Source organism: Desulfotignum balticum DSM 7044 (genome assembly GCF_000421285.1).
GTDB lineage: Bacteria > Desulfobacterota > Desulfobacteria > Desulfobacterales > Desulfobacteraceae > Desulfotignum > Desulfotignum balticum.
In genome coordinates this window covers 114,327-132,849 of record NZ_ATWO01000003.1, presented here as the reverse complement: position 1 = coordinate 132,849, position 18,523 = coordinate 114,327, and the positions used below count along the sequence as shown (strand labels likewise).

The following is an 18,523-nucleotide window of genomic DNA, read 5'->3' as shown; positions in this document are numbered from 1 at the left end:
CCTGAAAGTAATTGATATACGATTAAAAACACCTTCAACAATTCGGCTGACTGGCAAGGGGAAAAAAACCAGGATCATACCGCTGATGCCGCAAACAATGAACATCATAAAAAAATATATGGATGATTGCGGTTTGCTTGATGAAAAAAAAGAGGAGACCCCTTTGTTTTTCAACAAGAAGAGGGAGAAACTTACGAGAGCCGGACTGTCCTATATTCTGGATAAATATGCAAAAAAAGCTGCGACAGAAAGCAAAAACCCGGTCTTAAATAAAATGTCACCGCATGTCCTTCGTCACAGCAAGGCTATGCACCTGCTGCAAAGCGGAGTAAATTTGATTTATATACGGGATTTTTTGGGACATTCTTCAGTTACGACTACTGAAATATACGCAAAATCCAATTCTGAAATGAAAAGGAAAGCCATTGAAAATGCAAGTTCAAAAGTACTGCCAAAAGAAAATTTTTCGGCTGATGAAAAAGAAGATTTGTTTGAATGGCTTAAAACCGTGATATGAATTTTTTATGTAAAGCTGGACAACCTGAAAAGCTATTGTTTAAAGACATTTGGCATTCAACTTCACATAATATTTAACTTGTCATAAGACGAATTATGTAAAGCTTTACATAATTCGTCACAGACTAAAAGATCCTGTGATTGATAGAACTGAAGCTTTTTGAGCATGGTGTGATCACTTTCAGCTGCCACCAGCTGGTTGATCATGTCCATGGCTGTTGTGAAAAGTGTTTTCACCCCATTCTGGGTGGCGGCATAGGCAATGCACTTGGGTAAAAATGTTTTACCCTTATGTAAAGTTTTATATAACGGCAAAGCATATGTGCATATCAGGGAAATTTGGGAGGTAACCTTTACAAATTGTGGAATCGCATGAGTTCTGGAAGTTATCATCCCCAGCCGGTAAAGCAGGTGTTGATCCCCAAAGGAGATGGGTTCCGATCGCTCAGAGGTGCCTACTGGGGCAGATAGAACAGCCCAGATGGCTGTGAAGATGCTACTCAAACTGCGACTGGAAGAAATTTTTCATCCGGGTTCATATGGCTATCGTCCCGGTGTAGGAGAAAAAGATGCCTGAATAGGACAGAATAAAAAGCGTTACACTATTTGAATCTAAGCATGCGCGCCAACCGGCCTGATATATGATAAAAACCCTTCAACACCACAGGAAAAGGGAACCAATTGTTTTCACTGTGTGTTTCCCCTTTTTTTACAGTCTGATCACAGGCCGTGTTTTTTCAATTTCCTGACCAGGGTGGACTGGCTCAGGCCCAGAATTTTTGCCATTTTCCGGGTGGTTTTATGGGTTTTCCGGGTGGCTTTCAGAACATTGTACTCCGTCTGGTCCAGAATTGCGTTCAAACCGGCTCTGGAAGACGAAAGACGCGACCCGGTGGCCAGTTCCCGGATGGTGTCCACTAGGGTGATTGTATCCTCTCCGGAGTTGATGAGTATTCTCTGAACCACGTTCTGCAGCTCCCGGATATTTCCCGGCCATTCATGCTCCACCAGGTACTGAAACGCCATTTGTTCCATAGTCTTGTTCAGCTTGAAGCGGTCGTTGTATTTTCGGATGAAATGTTCGGCCAGGGGAATGATGTCCTTTTTCCGCTCCCGGAGAGGTGGAATTTTTATGGGAAATACATTGAGGCGATAAAACAGATCTTCCCTGAACCGGCCCTGTTCGATCATCTCTTCAAGTGAACGGTTCGTGGCTGCTATGATTCTCACATTGACCTGGATCGGCTGTATTCCTCCGACCCGATAGATCTGCTTTTCCTGGATAGCTCTCAATATTTTTACCTGAAGTTCGGTTTTGAGTTCTCCAATCTCATCAAGAAAGAGGGAGCCGTTATGGGCCAGTTCAAAGAACCCCTTTTTCCCCTGAATGCTGGCACCTGAAAAAGCGCCCTTTTCATAGCCGAACAATTCAGACTCCAGGAGGCTGGCAGGGATCGTACCGCAATTTATTTTGACCAGGGGGTACTGATTCCGGTCACTGGCCTTGTGGATGATATCCACGATAATCTCCTTGCCAACTCCGGATTCGCCGGTAATCAGGGTGGTACAGTCATACTTTGCCACATTCACAGCTGAAGCCAGGACCTTCTGCATGGGCTTGGACACAAACACATAGTCATCCCGGCTGTCTTTGAGGATGTGCGATAAAATCCGGGGGTCTGGATAAGGGTCCTGGCGTACCCGTTGGGTTTGATTTTTCGGATCATAAAGCCGTTTCAGCTGCCGGGTCAGTTCAGGGCAGGTATATAGAAGGGTTGCGGTAAAATCGGCATGGCCTTCCAGAAAACCGGTATAGCCGATGATGTTCAAGTCCTTTCCCACGCTTTCCGAAGTCAGTGCCGTGATTTTCTGGCTGTTGGCCAGGCTGGCAAAAAAAATAGTCCCCCGGTTCCGGGTCAGAATAAGGCTGAGCATTTCAGTACCCGATACGGCCATGCAGTTGACCGTGAGATCAAAGGCACCTTCCTGAGCATTCAATACACCATGGGTAGACAGGTGGTTAAAGGCGCCGATGGTGTCCAGGGCGTCACAGCAGATAACCTCGTCGTAGATACCTGTTTTTTCAAGTACTTTTCTGCTTTCGTGGGATTTGACGATACCAGTGATTTTACCGGTATTACCAATTTTTTCCCTGGCCCCGCATGCACTGAGCAGTCCGAGTTTCCCGTTTGCACCGATGATAAGTATGCGATTCCCTGTATTGGCCAATTTCCAGGTCTGCCTGGGAGCCCCGGCTTCATCCATTACTGCGATAAGCAGTTCCAGTGAGTATTTTTTGTTGAGTTGACCGGGGTTGACCTTGAGCAGGGGCATATGACCAAAAAGGATGGCTTTCCCCTGAACCTTTAGTTGACATGAAAACTGGTTAATTTGGTCTATCTGATCCAGCTTCAGCGGCGTGAGAGACAGGGATGCCAGGGTGATGATATGATCCCCGATTTTCAGATTATAAGGATTGGGATAAGACTTCCCGATCTGTTCGACACGCCCGTACAGAATGCCGCCTGTTCCGGTGATGGGATTCTGGAGTTTCCCTCTGGTTGAGACAATTTCAAGTATCCGTTTTTTTACTGCGGTCAGGTTGCCGTCCATTGAGGTGAGGATCTGGTTGAAACTGGTAGTGTTGACATGTATGATGTCCACATCCACGAGAAGTTCATTCTCATGTACGGCCATGGTGTTATCCAGTTTCCAAGCGGGCTGAGGGAAACTTTTAGCCGGTTCCAGCACCCTGTGGCAACCGAATTCAAGCAACTCAGGCATCTCCCTGTTCCTGTTTGCGGTGTTTAAAAATTGCTGTGCTTTACCCTGTCCGGCGACATGGATGTCAGCGGAATCAAAAGCATAGTTTACGGCGCCAGGTATGTCAAGGTCAAAGCCGATGAGCGATTTTGTCATATTTTTAAAGGGGGGAGATTCAGAATTTTCCTGGCCTCGGCAGGAGAAGCCAGGGGCCGTCCGAGTTCAAAAGCGATACGAACCACCTTGTTGACCAATTCGCCATTGCTGACAGCAAGAATGCCTTTGGCAATATACAGGTTGTCTTCAAAGCCCACCCGGGCATGACCGCCCATGACGATGGCCAGGGCAGCCATGGGGATCTGGTACCGGCCGATACCGGCCACCGACCAGGTGGCGCCCGGCGGCAGACTGTGGACCATAAAGGCCAGATCCCGGGCGGTGGCACTGATCTGGACCCCCATCACCAAGTCAAAATGCATGGGGGGGAGAATAACACCTTTCCGAGCCATTTTGGCGGCTGTATCGATCATGCCTTTGTCAAAGACCTCGATTTCCGGTTTAACCTTTCTTTCGATCATGATCCGGCCGAAGGTTTCTATGGTCCGGTCCGAATTGACAAACACCTCGTCTCCTCCGAAGTTGCAGGTGCCGCAGTCCAGGGTGGCCATCTCAGGATGATCAAGCCCAATGGCCGGTTCTCCTATTTCAGTTGGCTGAAGACGTTCCAGGTCGGTCATGCCTACGGCACCGCCAGTGGAAGGCTGGATAATTACATCAGGGCAGCGCCTGCGGATGGCGTCGATGGCTGCTTTGAACCGTTTCCGATTCTGTGTCGGTGTGCCGTCATCCTCGCGGACATGGAGATGAATGATGGATGCTCCGGCGACATAGGCGGATTCGGCTTCCCGAGCAACCTCCTGGATGGTATAGGGCACATTGGGGTTTTGCTCTTTGGTCACTTCCGCGCCGCAGATGGCTGCTGTTAAGATCAGTTTATCCATTCGTAAAGGCCTCTTTCAAATAATTCGGATTGGTCAGTGCTGAATACGCTGATTTCCTTTCGGGGTGACACAGGTACCCACGGCCCTGCAGACAATGATCGGGCTTTCAAGCAGATCTGCGGCGGATTCACTGAGATCTCTGCGGCAGGTGATCACTTTTCGGGCGGCAAAAGCCATTTTTCTGGATGTATTTCCGATGGTGATCATCTCTGCTTCCGCTTCAATGTAATCACCGGCATACACCGGGGCCAGGAATGTCACCTCTTCATATCCGACGAACAACCCTTCATCCCCGTCATATCGTATGAGAAGTTCCGTAGCCAGGTCACCGAACAGGTGGAGCATCTGTGCCCCGTCAACCAGTGCCCCCCCGTAATGGGCATCCTTTGCACTCATCCGCACTCTTATCATTGCCTTTTCCATCTCAGATCCTTTATTGATATTTTGAAGATAACTGCGTTACGCCTAAAACAGCACCCGGGGCAGCCACAGAGCGATTTCCGGAAAAATCATGACGAGGGCCAGACCCAGGGCCTGGATGATGATAAACGGAATCACCGACCAGTAAAGATCGGCCATGGAGATGCCGGGCGGAACGACACCCTTCATGTAAAACAGGTTAAGCCCGTAGGGTGGTGTAATGAATGCCATCTGCATGTTGATGACAAAAAGGGTGCCGAACCAGATGGGATCAAATCCAAATCCCTTGACAATGGGCAGGTACAAGGGAATGGTCAAAAACATGATGGCAGTGTCATCCAGAAACATTCCCAGGAAAAAGAAAGAGATCTGCATGAAAATCAGGACTCCCCATTTTCCAAGCCCCATGGATTCCAGAGCGGCCTGAACCAGATCTGAAGCACCCAGTCCCGTATAGATGGCCCCGAAACAGACTGCGGCAAGGGCGATCCACATGACCATTGCCGTGACGGAAGCGGATTTGTGAAGGGATTCACGGATCATGGTCCAGGTCAGTTTTTTTCTGGTGGCGGCAGCGATCATGGCACCGATGGCACCGATCACCGAGGCTTCGATAATGGTGGTGATGCCGAAGATCACACAGCTGATGACGCTGAAAATGATAAACATCGGGAGAATCAGGGCCTTGAGGCATATCAGTTTTTCCCTGAAACTGACCCGCTCCTCAATGGCCAGCGCCGGGGCCAGGCCGGGTTGAATATAAGCCCGGACCAGAATGTAGACAATGTACATGGCTGCCAGAATCAGACCCGGAAAAAGACCGGATGCAAACAATTTGGCTGCCGATTCCCGGGCAACGAAGGCATACACCAGAAACGGAATGGACGGAGGGATCAGCAGCCCCAGCGCGCCGCCTGCCTGAATCGTGCCCGTGGCCAGGTACTTGGAATAATTGCGCTTGAGCATGGCCGGCAAGGCTATGAGCCCCATGGTGACGGTGGCGGCCCCCGATATTCCCACCATGGAAGCGATGATGGCACAGACAATGACCGTCCCCGCCCCCAGTCCCCCCCGGAGGCCACCGCACCATTTATAGATCGCCTCGAACATCTCATCGGCAATTCCCGATTTCTGGAGAATCAGACCCATGAAAATGAACAGAGGAATCGCCGATAGAATAAAGACATTCATCAGTCCGTAGGTGGGGTATATCATCATGGACAACCCGCCGGTTCCCCACAGAAAAAATGCAAAAACAATACTGATGGAACCGATGACAAAGACCACGGGAAGACCCGTTGTCAACAGAACAATCAATACAGCGAACATCAAAATAGTGGTCAGGCCCATAGTCATGGTCTATTCTTCCTCCTTGCTCAGATGGGTTCCGGACAGTGCAAAAAACAGGTCTTTGATAAAATTGCTCAAGGCCTGCATGAAAAGCAGAAAACAGCCGAACGGAAGCATGAATTTATAGATATAGATGGGAGGGCCCCAGACACTGGTTGAATGCTCCAGGCGCTGAATGGAAGGCCAGGCGAATTCCCAGCCCTTCCATATCAGGACAATACAGAAAATGGCAGTAAGGATGAAGGTGGCCGCATTGACGCGGGCCTGGTTCCGGGGGGACAGTTTTTCAATAAAAATATCCATTCCGACGTGCTCCCGGTTTTTCAAAGTCATGGCTCCTGCCAGAAGAAAATAACAGCCAAACGTCATCTGGCCGAACTCATAGGCCCAAGTCGTGGGCTTGTTGAAAAAGTACCGGCAGACAATTTCAATGGACGACGTTACCAGCAGAATCAGCATGGTATAGCTGGTCAACCGCCCGACGCTGACAGAAATGGAATCAACTGCCTTCACAAACAACCTCAATCCTCTCATGAAAACCACCTTTTCGTTTCAAGCTATTTCAGGTAACCGACTTCCCGCATGTAATCTTCCATCATTTCAACAGCTTGTTTCGCATAGGGACCTTTGGCAGCAACATCTTTATAGAATTCCCGGGCTTTTTCGGCAATGGCATCCACCAGGGCCGTGTCCATTTCCACCACCTGGAGCCCGTTTTTCTCCATCATGGAGCGGCGTTTGGCAAATTCCAGATTCCAGTTGGTGGTCTGGAGAAACAGGTTTTCCAGCTGGGTCGCCATATCCAGAATAATTTGCAAGTCTTTAGGCAGGGACTGGTATTTTTTCAGGCTCATGATCAGGTTCTGGTTGGCCGGGTTGAAACTCGGAGTCATGTAATACGGGGCCACTTCCTGGAAGGACATGGACTCGGCTGCTACAGAACCGCCGTAAATCACTCCGTCCAGCTGTCCTGATGAAATCATCAGATACACTTCACCTGCCGGAAAATACTGGGCAGATACCCCCAGTTTGCCAAGAACCTTGCCGATATTGGGGACGGCGCGGAGTTTGAGCTTCTTCAGATCCTCGAGATTTCTGACCGGGGTTTTGGCCATCAGATATGCAAAATCAACCATTTGAGGCCCCAGGTAGTATACACCATGTTCTGCATAGGCTTTTCGGCACAGTTCCAGGTATCCGCGCTGATAGTAGAATGTGTTCACATCAGTGATGGTTCTCAGCGCAAACGGCAATACCCCTTCAGTGGCGCCGATGGGAATCACATCCGACCAGTAGCCGCCTGCACCGCCGGCGATGTCAATCGTTCCAGTAGCACATGCCTGCATCATCTGGTCATCCGGCACCAGCTGCCCACCGGAAAATGGCTGGATAATGAGCCGTCCATCACTCGCATTTTTGCAGTAATCAATAAATGGCTGGTACTGCCACATCATGTCCGGGCCGAACAGAATCTGCATCCTGAGTTTGTAAACCTTTTTCTTTTCGGCCATGGTCGGGGCCGCGTACACCAGTCCGATTACCAGCACACAGGCCAGGATGGTAAAAAAGAAACGCGATCTCTTTGACATGGAACATCTCCTTTGATAAAATTTTATGATTTCATTTACAGGCAGAAACCCCCGTGGCAACTGCCTACCCTGTAAATTTATGTTCAAAGTATCCCCTCAATTCCGGGTGTTCTCGTATGACCTGGAAAGCGATCTCCGTGTGACCTGGGTAATAGCCGTTTCCGATAAGCATCCGCGTTGGTTTTCGAATGCCTTCCGCACCAAGGGAGGCTTTGGCAAAATCAGTGCTCATGCTGAAAAAATAAACCAGTCCCCTGTCTTGAGTCAGAAGAACAGACGTGACTTCCGTGTCCGGCACATTGACGCAGTTTACGGTAAAATCAGCCAGTTCATCCCCCATGACCTGCTGAAATTGCGCCAGTGTTTTTAATGGATTTCTGGCATCCGCACATATGACATGGTGTGCCAGATGAAGGTCCTGAACGGTTTGGCACTGGAAGGCATCATATTCCAGGCACACCACTTTTCCAAAAGGATAAACCCGGTCCATGGCCTCTTGAAGACAGAGAAGCCCTGCCTTGCCGGCACCCAGTACGACCACGGTATCTCCCGGATCCGCATTGATTCTGACCTGGGCCGGGGCCCCGGCCACATCCAGTACGGCCATGGCCAGTTTTTCCGGCAGGTCTTCGGGAAGCCGGGCATAAATACCGCTTTCAAAGAGAATGGCCGTTCCTGTGACCCTTATCTGATCCGTTTTCAGATCTATATGGTGGATCGCTTCCAGCTTTAGTGGGGTCAATGAAAGAGAAACCATCGTAGCGATGTGATCGCCGGGTCCGATGTCCGTTGCGTTTTTGAGCTGATCACCGATTTTACTGACCCGTCCGATCAGGATTCCGCCTGATCTGGTTACGGGATCCTGAAATTTCCCCTGGGATTCAACCAGATCAAGTATCATTGCTTTCATCTTTTCAATGTCATCATGGCAGGCCTGTCTGATACGGTTGAAAGCGGTAGATGTCGGCTGGAGTGCAATGACATCGATGAGAATTTCATTGGGCAGAACAGCCAGATCCGGATCCAGCCGGCTGGCTGCCTGGGGCAAAACGCCTTCAGGAGCGATTACACGATGACTGCCAAATCTGTCAGACTTCACTCAACACCCCCCCATTCATGTGATTCACATCTCAATTAATATCTGCTGTTTGATACGTGCTGTCTCCAGCGGTATCACAAGGTTATCAATGATAACTGCATTTAATGTGCCAACAGAAAATTTGCCGAAACAAAAACATGAAAAAACATTTTTTGCTATAATTTCAGGATATTACATTTATTGCTGGCTGATCGAAAAAAACGGGGCTGAAAGAAACGAACCATTTTTGGTTCGTTTCTATTTCCTGAGTCGATTATGAATCAGGGACATTGTTGATCGACCCCAGTGCCGCAGCAAGACCGTCAATGGGATTGAAACTGATTTATTCATGGATTTCCGCCATGAACCGGGTACTGATCCAGGCCAGGACCAGATAAAACAGGCTCAATCCCCACATCCAGAACCACTCGTTCATGACATGGCTGAACGACGCACCCATCTGGGCCATTCGAAGGCCGCCTGAAATCCCCCAGGTGCTGGGCAGCAGCATGGAAACAGCCCTGATCCAGTGGGGCATGGTTTCCACGGGCCATGAAAATCCGGAAACCAGAACGGCAATCATTGAACTCCAGACAATCATGATGATGGATGATTCCCTGCTTTTGAAAAAGGTGGCCAGAAACTGCCCCAACAGGACCACGGACAGCAGGAACGGAAGCAGGAACACAAACATGTCAAGGAATCCGGCCCGCAAAGGAAAATCCCAGATCTGGTACACCACCGCGTAAAAGAAATAGATATGGACCAGGTACAGGGCCACGCAGGCAATGGTTCGACCCAGGATTCTGACCAGGGGGCCTCCCTGCAGCGGGATCACGGCCTTTTTTTCCTGCAGGTGTTCCCGGCGCGTGCCGGAAAGCATACCGATGCCGATGAGCATGGTCTGCTGGAGGAGCAGGAGCAGAACCGCCGGGACAATATAGGTGGCATAGCCCATATGGGAGTTGAACAGGGACCGGCTGATCAGGTTGAGGGGAGACCGGTCTGTCAGGGCTTTTTCATGGGACCAACCTCCGGCCTTGAAACGGCTCACTTCGATCCCGGCCGACAGGGTCCGGACCGTTGTGACAAGTCCGGTCATGGCCTGCCGGTAAACCAGGAAATAGGTGGCATCCACATAAGCGGACACCGTTGTTTTCCGGCCCTGCAGCACCTCTTTTTCAAATCCGTCCGGTATGACCAGTATGCCGCTGGATCTGCCTGCCTGAATTTTCCGGCGGGCCGCCTCCATGTCCGGGTCCCGGGAAACCACCCGTAACAATTCCGATGCATCGGTCATTCTCACCAGCTGCCGGCTCAACGCTGAACGATCATAATCAACAATGGACAGCGGCACCTGTTTCAACACCTCACTGGAATAGGGCAAAGGATATACAAACGAGTAGAATACAACGGCACCGACCATGATGATCAATACCCCGGGATCCCTGAATATGGCGTTCAACTCCGCAAAGATATTGCAGAACAGGTGTCTGATCATGCTTTTCCCCAGTAACGGCTGTCTGTCATGTGGCGTTTGAAAAAAGGAATCAGGCAGTAGCCTGCGCCAACGAATCCAAGCATGATCAACAGATCAGGGACAGACAGGGATATCGGGGCCTGGCGCAGGGTTTGTTCCTGGAACAGGTGCAGGTAATGGGTTAAAGGAAGCAGACTGCTCCAGGCTTTGCCCAGGGCCGGCATCCCCTCCACCGGAAACGTGATGCCCACAAACGCGAACGCCGTGCCGGAAAAAAAAGAAGCCGCACTCAGGGCCATGCGCAGGCTGGAAAAAAGATATACCAGGACCAGTGCGCATGCCATATAGGCCAGGATCAGGATCAGGGTACCGGCCATCAAAACGGCACAAGATCCCCGCAAAGGCACGCCAAAACCCGGAAATATGACTGCCAGCATGATCAGCCCCACCAGGCTGAAACACAGAAAATAGACGGCCAGCTTACCCGTGATCGCCCGCCAGACACTTCCCCCGGCCGTCTTGAGCCAGTGTTCTGCGGTCCGGTTTTTAAATTCGCTGCCTAAAGCCATCACCGTGACCATCAGGACAAAAATCTGCAGAAAAGTGGGACAAAGGGCCGCCGAAAGAAAGTACATGTAGTTGAGCTGGGGATTGAACAGGACATGGCGGTCGATTCTTACGGGATCTAAAAGGTCCATTGCCTGTTCCGGCATGGCACCGCCCTGCATCCGGGAACGGATATTCAGGCCGGCGGACAGGGTGGAAACCGTTGCCTGGAGGCTGCTTGAAACCATGCTTCCCGGAAGCAGCATCTGGGTGTTGATGAAACCGGTGACCTCCCCGCCTTTTCCTTCCAGGATGTTTTTTTCCAGGGCCTTAGGGATGTGCAGCCAGGCATAGACGGCGCCCTTGAGCATCAGGTTCTTTGCCTCGACAGGATCAGCTGCCTGAAAAGCGACCCGGATCTCGGGGGATGCGTCGACGGCCCTGATCAGGGAACGGGACAGTTTTGAGTGATCCAGATCCACCACAGCCACGGGAAGTTCACGGGGATAGGGCTCGGAAAACAGGCCCCAGATCAGGATGAACGAAAGCAAAGGAAACACGAACATGGCCAAAGGATATCGGGCGTGCTGCCGGATATGCGAGAATTCCCGGGCAAATACGGCCAGAAATCCGGTTCGGCCCTCATTTGCGGGCATCGGGAAGGTCCTTTCGGGAAACCAGGACGCTCATGCCCGGCCGCAGCCCGATGATAAGGTCCAGGGGCCTGGCCCTGAGTTCGAACGTCTTAAGATCGAATCCACCGGATGCGCTGGTGGCTCTCCAGGTGGCATAATCACCCAGCGGGGCAATATAGCTTATCTTTACTTCAAACGTTTTGTCGCCCAGGGCGGGGACAAACACTGGAAACACCCGGCCCATTTCCATGCCTGCCAGGTGATCTTCCCTGATATTAAAGGTGATCCAGATATCATCCAGGTCCAGGATGGTGACCACGGGGTAGCCGGCATTGACCACCTCCCCGGGATCTGCCAGCAGGTGGATCACTTCCCCGCTCAAAGGGGTTTTCAAGCGGGTTTCATCCAGATAGGTTTCCACTTCCGTCACGGCTCCCCGGGCCTGGTCAACCATGGCAGAAGCGGCCTGGCGGTCTTCCTTTCTGGTTCCTTCCAGCGCCATGTCATACTGGGAACGGGCCGCAGCAGCTGCGGCTTCAGCGGCTTTCCACCTGGCTTCGGCCTCATCCTGCCGCTGTCCCGGAACAATGCCGTCCGCATACAGGCGGTTGATGCGCCGGTATGTCTTTTCAGCCAGTTCCGCAGCTTCCCGGGCCTGTATCCACAGATTCATGGCCGCGTCCACTTCCTGGCTCCGGGCCCCGGCGTCTGCCTTGTCCTTTTGGGCGGAAGCGGCTTTTCGGGCCGAGGAAGCCTGGGTGAGCCTGGCTGTGATTTCCGGGCTGTCCAGCCGCAGAAGGCTGGTTCCCTTTTGGACGTACTCCCCTTCTTTCACAAACACGTCAGAAACCCGCCCGGCGATTTTGACCGCCAGGTTGACCTGGGTGGCATCGACCTCCCCCTGTATGTATTGAATTTCGGGTTCCTGCAGGTACAGGGTCAGGCCCCAGACGATACCGATCAAGACAAGAAGACCGATCAGCGGCTCCAATATTGTCCGCATGCGTTTCAATGTTCCACCTCCATCATGTTTCCTGCCAGGTACTGGGGGAATTTTGTTCCACGGCCGCATGCTTCCAGGAGCCGGGCCAATGCAACGTCAAAATTGTAAGCAGCCAGCAGTCTTTCCACCCGGGTTTCAGACAATGAGAGCTGTGCGTCGACCACATCCAGTGATGTGGCCAGGCCTTCTTCAAAAGAACGATTTCTGGCGCGGATATTTTCTTTTGCAAGATCCACGGAAGACTGCAGGGAATCATACTGCTCACTGGCTTTCATCATTTCCTGGTAGCGGGAAGACACCAGGGTTTCCAGGTCTCTGGCCAGTTTGCGCTGCATCAACTCCGCCTGGTTCTCTATGTTTCGGGCGGCCGCGATCTTGCCGGCCCTGGCCCCCCCGTCAAAAAGGGTGACATTGACCCCGGCACCGATGGACCAGGCCGGGTCCAAAACTGTCAAATCATTTTCGTAAAGTTCCCGGGTACCGAAAAGATATACGGTTGGATACCGTTCAGATCTGGCGGCCTTCAGGTTTTCCCCGGCCCTGTCTCTCACGGCCTCGATGCGGGCGATGGCGGGATGGTGATCCCGGGCCTGCCTGATAAAAGCGGCTTCCGGGTCAACGGACGGCAAAAGAAACAACGGAGAAACCGGGATAACGGGATTTTTTGCAGCCAGAATGTTGGCAAGCGCTATTTTTGCCAGATCCAGGTCCCGGAGCGATGCCTTGCGTTCCCTTTCCGCCCGGGCCTGGGCCACCTGGGCATGAAGCACCTCGGTTCTGGCAATAAATCCTTCTTCCTGCAGCCGCCGGGCCTGAAACACATGCTGATCAAGGGCATCCACGACCTCCCGGCGGATCTGATACACCTGATCGGCCAGCCGGACGGCATAATAAAATTTAACCAGTTCCGAGGTGAGCGTGTCTCTGGTCTGGTCCAGTTTTGCCGCTGATTCCCGCACCCCGGCATCCGCAGCGCGCTGGGCCGCTGAAATCTTTCCCCCCGTGTACACCGGCCAGGTGACGTTCAGCTGTGACTTGAAAAAGGTGTCTTCCTGAACCGTTTCGTGAAACAAGGGAACCGCGGCTGAAGGGACGGCCGGATGCAACGCCAGAATCACGTCCCTGATGGGATTCAGATCCAGGTCAATGACGTCATTGATCCGGACAAACTGGCCGCTGAGGGTTACTTCGGGAAAATTCAATCCCCGGGTGGCTTTTGCCTCGTATTCCTTTTGTTCCACTTCGGAAGCCGCGCTTAAAACGGACTCATTCCGGGAGACCATCATGTCCAGGGCCTGGGGAAAGGTCAGGGCTTCCCCGGAAAATGCCGGGGTGGATACCTGACCCAGAAGAAAAAAACCCATGAGCGCGACGACTTGCCAGGCTTTTTGGGCAGTAAAAATGCCCTCTCCGGCGGTATGGTCTTGTTTTCTGTCTATCATTGAAACTACATTCTCCAGATGATTCTAAATTGTTCAGTATACGTATTTTCTTTGGTGTTTCAACTTTTTTTACCGAAAAAACGGTTCCACTTGCTGGATCCGGCATTGAAAAGGAGTCTCAATGATATATCCGATTATGACGGCGGCACCCTGTCAATGACACGGGTGTGCAGCCCCAGGTCCGAAAAAAAATTCACACCATCACCACCCCGACGTCAGCCATTTTTTCGATCGCCGTTCCGGTGGTGTCCGGGGCCACGCCCCGGCACAGGTTCCGGATGAGTCTGACCCCATACCCGAGGGACCGGGCGTCCATGGCCGTTGCCCGGGCGCAGTAATCCGTGGTCAGCCCGAACATGATCAGATCAGTGATGCCATGGGTTTTGAGCAAAGCGTCCAGACCCGTGTCATGATTCCCGTCATCAAAAAAACCGGAATAGGAATCATATCTGGGATCCATGCCCTTTTTCACGATCGCCTCAAGCAGGCCGTTGTCCACCAGCACTTCGGCGTTCGGGGTGTTCTGGATGCAGTGGGGAGGCCACAGGATCTGATCGGTACCGTTCAGGTCGCGATGACATCAAAGGGAACATGGCCTTTATGCATGGTCACAAAAGAGATATGATCGGCCGGATGCCAGTCCTGGGTGGCAAACACGGGAAAGCCTAAGGATTTCAGCCGCCTTGTTTCCGCGGTCACCTGATCCAGGTAGGCCTGGTCCGTGCCTTCAACGGCCAGGCTGCCATTCATCAGTTGGGTAAAATCGCCCTGGACATCTACCACCAGGACGGCTGTGTTTTCTTCTTTTCTGTCTATCATGGGAAAACATCTCCTTGTTGCGCTGTTGTCATATCATAACCATAGGGGTTCCCTTCCCTGATTTCAACCGGGAAAATCAAATCATCCGGATCACGGGGCGCTTTCTGCCGGTGATGCGCTGATAGGTTTCTTTGGGATAGCCTAACGCCACAGCGGCATGGATGGTTTCCGATGCCGGGATTCCCAATTTTTTCTGGATGGACCGGTCTGCGGTCATGGGTGCCACCACATACCCGATCAGGCAGGTGCCAAGCCCCATGGTGTGGGCCCCCAGCAGGATATTGCCGGCCGCCAGCAGGGCATCTTCTTTGGGGCAGGAAGCCCCGGGGGATGACCCGATAAGAATGATTGCGGGCGCACCATGGAAGAGCCGGTCCCGGTTTTGCGTCTCCATCTGAAGGATGGCCGTTTTAACGGATTCATAATAGTTTCGGTAATAGTGGTCCAGGGTTTTGGCGCCCACCAGGGCCAGGGCTTTCCGCAGCAGCCCATTTTCCGCTTTTTTGTTCAGGCGTTTGAAAAAATCCTTAATCGCGTTTCCCAGGACCAGAACTTGGGATCTGGATGTCAGGCAGGTAAAAGTCCAGGCCTGGGAGTTGGTGCCGGACGGGGCGAAGACAGCCAGCCGGATCAGGTCCTGAAGCGTTTCTTTTTCCACGGGCGTTTGTTTGTAGTGCCGGCAGGACCGCCTGGAGCAGATGAGCCGGGCCAGGTCTGATGTGGGGATCCCCGTGCCCGGGGCCAGCCAGGCCGGGTCCAGGTCAAAGGCAAAAAACCGGTTCTGGCTGGGATCCAGTGCCGGGATATGGATGGCACTTTCCGGGCAGGCCGCCATGCAGTGGCCGCAGACCAGGCATTTTGCCGCGTCCGTGTCCGGGGCGGCATGGGCCGTGCGGTTTTCCAGGGAAATGATGTCTGAGGGGCAGACACGGACACAAGTTCCGCACCCCGTGCACCGGTCCGGGTCGATGTTCACAAAAGCAGATGTTAAACTCATGGATATCCTTTTTTCAGGGTGAAACCTACCATTTTTTATCAGAATCATATAATAAAAGACCATTCATGAAAACAACACAAGCGCATATGTTGCAAAAAGGAGGCGGTATGAAGAAAATCGGTCTGTTTCACCTGATCCTGATGCTGGTGCTGATGATATCCACCACGGCCCCGGCTGCCAACCCGTTTGCCATCAAGCTGGGGGTGGTGACCAAGCCGGGCGCGGCCCAGAACATCATGGCGGAAAAGTTCAAAAAACGGGTGGAAGCCCGGTCAGACGGGGCGTACACCGTCAAAATATTTCATTCCGCGTCCATCGGCAATGAAACGGAAATCCTTCAGCAGATCCAGATGGGCACCATCCACATGGGGGTGATCACGGGCGGGCCGTTTGACACCTTTGATCCCATTGTCCGGGTGATCAACTATCCGTTTCTGTTCAAAGACCATGACCAGGCCGACCGGATCCTGGACGGGCCTTTGGGGGACGAAATCCTGAAAAGCCTGGAGACTTCCGGGTTCAAGGGGCTGTGCTTTTCGGAAAACGGGTTCCGGAACCTCACCAACAGCAAGCGGGCCGTGACCGGGCCGGACCAGGTCAAAGGCCTGAAGATCCGGGTGATGTCTTCGGCCCTTCACAAAGCGATCTGGCAGGCGCTGGGCGCCAATCCCACACCCATGCCCTGGCCCATCTACACGGAACTGGAACAGGGCGTGATCGACGGCCAGGAAAACCCTCTGTGGGTGATGGAAGTATACAAATTCTATGAAATCCAGAAATTTATGACCCTGACCCGGCACGTGTATTCCCCGCACATCAATGTGGCCTCGCTGAACTGGTTCAACGGCCTGCCGGCAGCGGACCAGACATTGATAACAGAAGCGGCCGTGGAGGCGGCCCGGTTCCAGCGCAAAGACAACCGGGAAAAAAACGCGGCCCGGCTGGCCCTGGTCCGGGAAAAAGGCATGCAGGTGGCGGATGATCCGGATGTGGATGCCTTTCGGAAGCGGGTGGCCGGGCTCAAGGATCTGGACCTGTATCAGGCCCCCCGGGTTCAGGATTTGCTGATCCGGATGCTGGAGGCCGTCAAATAAAACAGATCCCCGCATATATCCCAGAGATCAGCCAAAAACTGAACCATTGGGTCAAAGGGCTGGTGTGCGTCATGGGCATGGTCATGGCCCTGGTGGTGGCTCTCCAGGTGGTATCCCGGTATATGTTCAATCATTCTTTGTTCTGGTCCGAGGAACTGGCCCGGTTTCTGCTGATCTGGCTGTCGTTTTTGGGCGCGACCGTGGCCTATTGTCACGGGGTCCATCCCGGGGTGGACAGCCTGGTGCGGCGGCTGCCGGCGATATGGAAAACCGGGGCCGCCCTGGCAGCGTATCTGGCCGGGGCCGTGCTGTTTACCGTGATGGTGGTCAGCGGCACCCAGTTCGCCTGGTTTGTCCGGCTTCAGATCTTTCCGGCCACAGGGATTTCCAAATGGATCATCATGGCCGTGGTCCCGGCAAGCGGGGCCATTTTCCTGGTGCACTGCCTGGCCGGAATATGCCGGGTGTTTGACACGGAGATGAATGAAAAAACGGAGCAGACCGGATGACCACGGAACTGCTGATCCTGACCCTGTTTTTTCTGTTTATGATCAACACCCCCATTGCCATTGCCATCGGCACGGCATCCCTGGCCGCCATTGCCGTGCAGGGAGACTTTTCATTGATGATGGTGGTCCAGCGCATGGTGGCGGGCACAGACTCGTTTCATCTCATGGCCGTGCCGCTGTTCATGTATGCCGGCACACTCATGGAAAAAGGCGGGATTTCCCAGCGGCTCATCGATTTTGCCAATGCCTTGACCGGATGGCTGCCCGGCGGGCTGGCCGCCGTGTCCATTGTGTCGGCCATGTTTTTTGCCGGGATTTCCGGATCTGCGGCCGCCGACACGGCCGCCGTGGGGGCCGTGCTGATCCCGGCCATGAAGCGGTCCGGGTATCCGTCTGATTTTTCCGCCGCCGTCCAGGCCTCGGGCGGGTCCCTCGGGGTGGTGATTCCGCCGTCCATTCCCATGATCATTTTCGGGTTTCTCACAGGCGCCAGCATCTCCCGGCTGTTTGCTGCGGGCATTCTGCCGGGCCTGCTTATCGGCGTGTCCCTGATCACGGTATCCACCCTGGTGGCAAAGAAAAACGGGTATGCGCCGGGGGCCGTTTTTTCCGTGCGGCAGATCATTGTCTCTTTCAAGCGGGCGTTTCTGGCTTTAGGGGCACCCATAATCATCCTGGGCGGAATCCTGTCCGGCATTTTCACGGCCACGGAATCCGCAGCTGTGGCCGTGGTCTATGCCCTGGGGGTGTCCATGACCGTGTACCGGCAGATCGGGATCAAAGACCTGGTCCCCATTTTCACCCAGGCCTCCATCACCGCATCCGTGGTGATGTTCATCATTGCCACGGCATCCGTGTTTTCCTGGATCGCGGCCATGGAAGATATCCCGGCGGCCCTGGCCGGCACGCTTTTGACCTGGACGGACAACCCCGTGCTGCTGCTCATGATGGTGAACCTGGTGCTCCTGGCGGCTGGGGTGTTTGTGGAAACCACGGCGGCCCTGATCCTGCTGGTGCCCATGATCACGGCCATGCTCCCGGCCCTGGGGATCGACCTGATCCAGCTGGGGGTCATCGTGGTGGCCAACCTGGCCATCGGCATGCTCACCCCGCCCATGGGCATCTGCCTGATCGTGTCCGCCTCCATTTCCGGGGACCGCATCAGCGCCGTGAGCCGCCGGGTGGTGCCGTTTCTCATCGTGCTGGTGGTGGACCTGGCCCTGATCTGTTTTTATCCGCCCCTGACCCTGTGGCTGTCCGGCCTGGTGGGGAGCAATTGAA

General features: G+C 53.2%; 19 protein-coding genes. 4 read left to right on the top strand and 15 right to left on the bottom strand.

Annotated elements, in window-relative coordinates; translation table 11 throughout:
- Positions 1-517 (top strand): tyrosine-type recombinase/integrase (locus tag K365_RS0125405; RefSeq protein WP_029725804.1); only part of this gene is annotated, 517 nt, incomplete at its 5' end.
- A gap of 62 nt (positions 518-579) precedes the next feature.
- On the opposite strand, the gene K365_RS28580 is transcribed toward K365_RS0125405, so the two are convergent.
- The 15 genes from K365_RS28580 to K365_RS0125330 all read right to left on the bottom strand — a co-directional run bounded on the left by K365_RS28580 (position 580) and on the right by K365_RS0125330 (position 15,639).
- Positions 580-909 carry an ATP-binding protein gene (locus K365_RS28580; RefSeq protein WP_211221171.1) on the bottom strand — a complete coding sequence of 110 codons (330 nt, stop codon included), beginning with the start codon at positions 907-909 and terminating at the stop codon, positions 580-582.
- A gap of 327 nt (positions 910-1,236) precedes the next feature.
- Positions 1,237-3,300, bottom strand: a complete 2,064-nt coding sequence (locus K365_RS0125390) for a sigma 54-interacting transcriptional regulator (protein ID WP_029725803.1) — start codon at positions 3,298-3,300, stop codon at positions 1,237-1,239.
- Between the two features lie 131 nt (positions 3,301-3,431).
- A complete protein-coding gene (gene kce / locus K365_RS0125385) occupies positions 3,432-4,280 on the bottom strand; it encodes a 3-keto-5-aminohexanoate cleavage enzyme (protein WP_024336842.1) in 849 nt (282 codons plus the stop codon).
- A 33-nt stretch (positions 4,281-4,313) separates the two neighbouring features.
- Positions 4,314-4,691: a 3-aminobutyryl-CoA ammonia lyase gene (kal, locus tag K365_RS0125380; protein ID WP_492207313.1), complete on the bottom strand. Its 378-nt coding sequence runs from the start codon at positions 4,689-4,691 to the stop codon at positions 4,314-4,316.
- A 54-nt stretch (positions 4,692-4,745) separates the two neighbouring features.
- Entirely contained in the window at positions 4,746-6,056 is a 1,311-nt protein-coding gene (locus K365_RS0125375; RefSeq protein WP_024336840.1) for a TRAP transporter large permease, read from the bottom strand.
- Positions 6,057-6,059: 3 nt separating this feature from the next.
- On the bottom strand, positions 6,060-6,584 hold the full coding sequence (locus K365_RS0125370; protein WP_024336839.1) for a TRAP transporter small permease subunit: 525 nt from the start codon (positions 6,582-6,584) through the stop codon (positions 6,060-6,062).
- A 23-nt stretch (positions 6,585-6,607) separates the two neighbouring features.
- Positions 6,608-7,639: a TRAP transporter substrate-binding protein DctP gene (gene dctP, locus K365_RS0125365; protein ID WP_024336838.1), complete on the bottom strand. Its 1,032-nt coding sequence runs from the start codon at positions 7,637-7,639 to the stop codon at positions 6,608-6,610.
- A 64-nt stretch (positions 7,640-7,703) separates the two neighbouring features.
- Positions 7,704-8,738: an L-erythro-3,5-diaminohexanoate dehydrogenase gene (gene kdd / locus K365_RS0125360; protein WP_024336837.1), complete on the bottom strand. Its 1,035-nt coding sequence runs from the start codon at positions 8,736-8,738 to the stop codon at positions 7,704-7,706.
- A gap of 322 nt (positions 8,739-9,060) precedes the next feature.
- Complete coding sequence (locus K365_RS0125355) at positions 9,061-10,218, bottom strand: ABC transporter permease (RefSeq protein ID WP_024336836.1); 1,158 nt, start codon at positions 10,216-10,218, stop codon at positions 9,061-9,063.
- Entirely contained in the window at positions 10,215-11,399 is a 1,185-nt protein-coding gene (locus tag K365_RS0125350) for an ABC transporter permease (RefSeq protein ID WP_024336835.1), read from the bottom strand. The genes K365_RS0125355 and K365_RS0125350 overlap by 4 nt, the downstream gene beginning before the upstream one ends.
- The gene (locus K365_RS0125345; RefSeq protein ID WP_006966636.1) at positions 11,386-12,381 is read right to left on the bottom strand and encodes an HlyD family secretion protein; all 996 of its coding nucleotides are present in this window, start codon (positions 12,379-12,381) and stop codon (positions 11,386-11,388) included. The genes K365_RS0125350 and K365_RS0125345 overlap by 14 nt, the downstream gene beginning before the upstream one ends.
- A 5-nt stretch (positions 12,382-12,386) precedes the next feature.
- Positions 12,387-13,823 (bottom strand): TolC family protein, encoded by a 1,437-nt coding sequence (locus K365_RS0125340; protein ID WP_024336833.1) that lies wholly within the window; start codon positions 13,821-13,823, stop codon positions 12,387-12,389.
- A 193-nt stretch (positions 13,824-14,016) separates the two neighbouring features.
- The gene (locus K365_RS29005) at positions 14,017-14,328 is read right to left on the bottom strand and encodes an isochorismatase family protein (protein ID WP_245569315.1); all 312 of its coding nucleotides are present in this window, start codon (positions 14,326-14,328) and stop codon (positions 14,017-14,019) included.
- Between the two features lie 59 nt (positions 14,329-14,387).
- Positions 14,388-14,642 (bottom strand): cysteine hydrolase family protein, encoded by a 255-nt coding sequence (locus tag K365_RS29000; protein ID WP_245569314.1) that lies wholly within the window; start codon positions 14,640-14,642, stop codon positions 14,388-14,390.
- A 76-nt stretch (positions 14,643-14,718) separates the two neighbouring features.
- On the bottom strand, positions 14,719-15,639 hold the full coding sequence (locus K365_RS0125330; RefSeq protein ID WP_006966639.1) for a nitroreductase family protein: 921 nt from the start codon (positions 15,637-15,639) through the stop codon (positions 14,719-14,721).
- A gap of 107 nt (positions 15,640-15,746) precedes the next feature.
- On the opposite strand from K365_RS0125330, the gene K365_RS0125325 reads away from it, so the two are divergent.
- The 3 genes from K365_RS0125325 (at position 15,747) to K365_RS0125315 (ending at position 18,522) form a co-directional block, all read left to right on the top strand.
- Positions 15,747-16,733 carry a TRAP transporter substrate-binding protein gene (locus K365_RS0125325; protein ID WP_006966640.1) on the top strand — a complete coding sequence of 329 codons (987 nt, stop codon included), beginning with the start codon at positions 15,747-15,749 and terminating at the stop codon, positions 16,731-16,733.
- A gap of 71 nt (positions 16,734-16,804) precedes the next feature.
- A complete protein-coding gene (locus tag K365_RS0125320) occupies positions 16,805-17,242 on the top strand; it encodes a TRAP transporter small permease (protein WP_006966641.1) in 438 nt (145 codons plus the stop codon).
- On the top strand, positions 17,239-18,522 hold the full coding sequence (locus tag K365_RS0125315) for a TRAP transporter large permease (protein ID WP_006966642.1): 1,284 nt from the start codon (positions 17,239-17,241) through the stop codon (positions 18,520-18,522). The genes K365_RS0125320 and K365_RS0125315 overlap by 4 nt, the downstream gene beginning before the upstream one ends.
- The last annotated feature ends 1 nt before the right edge of the window (position 18,523 follow it).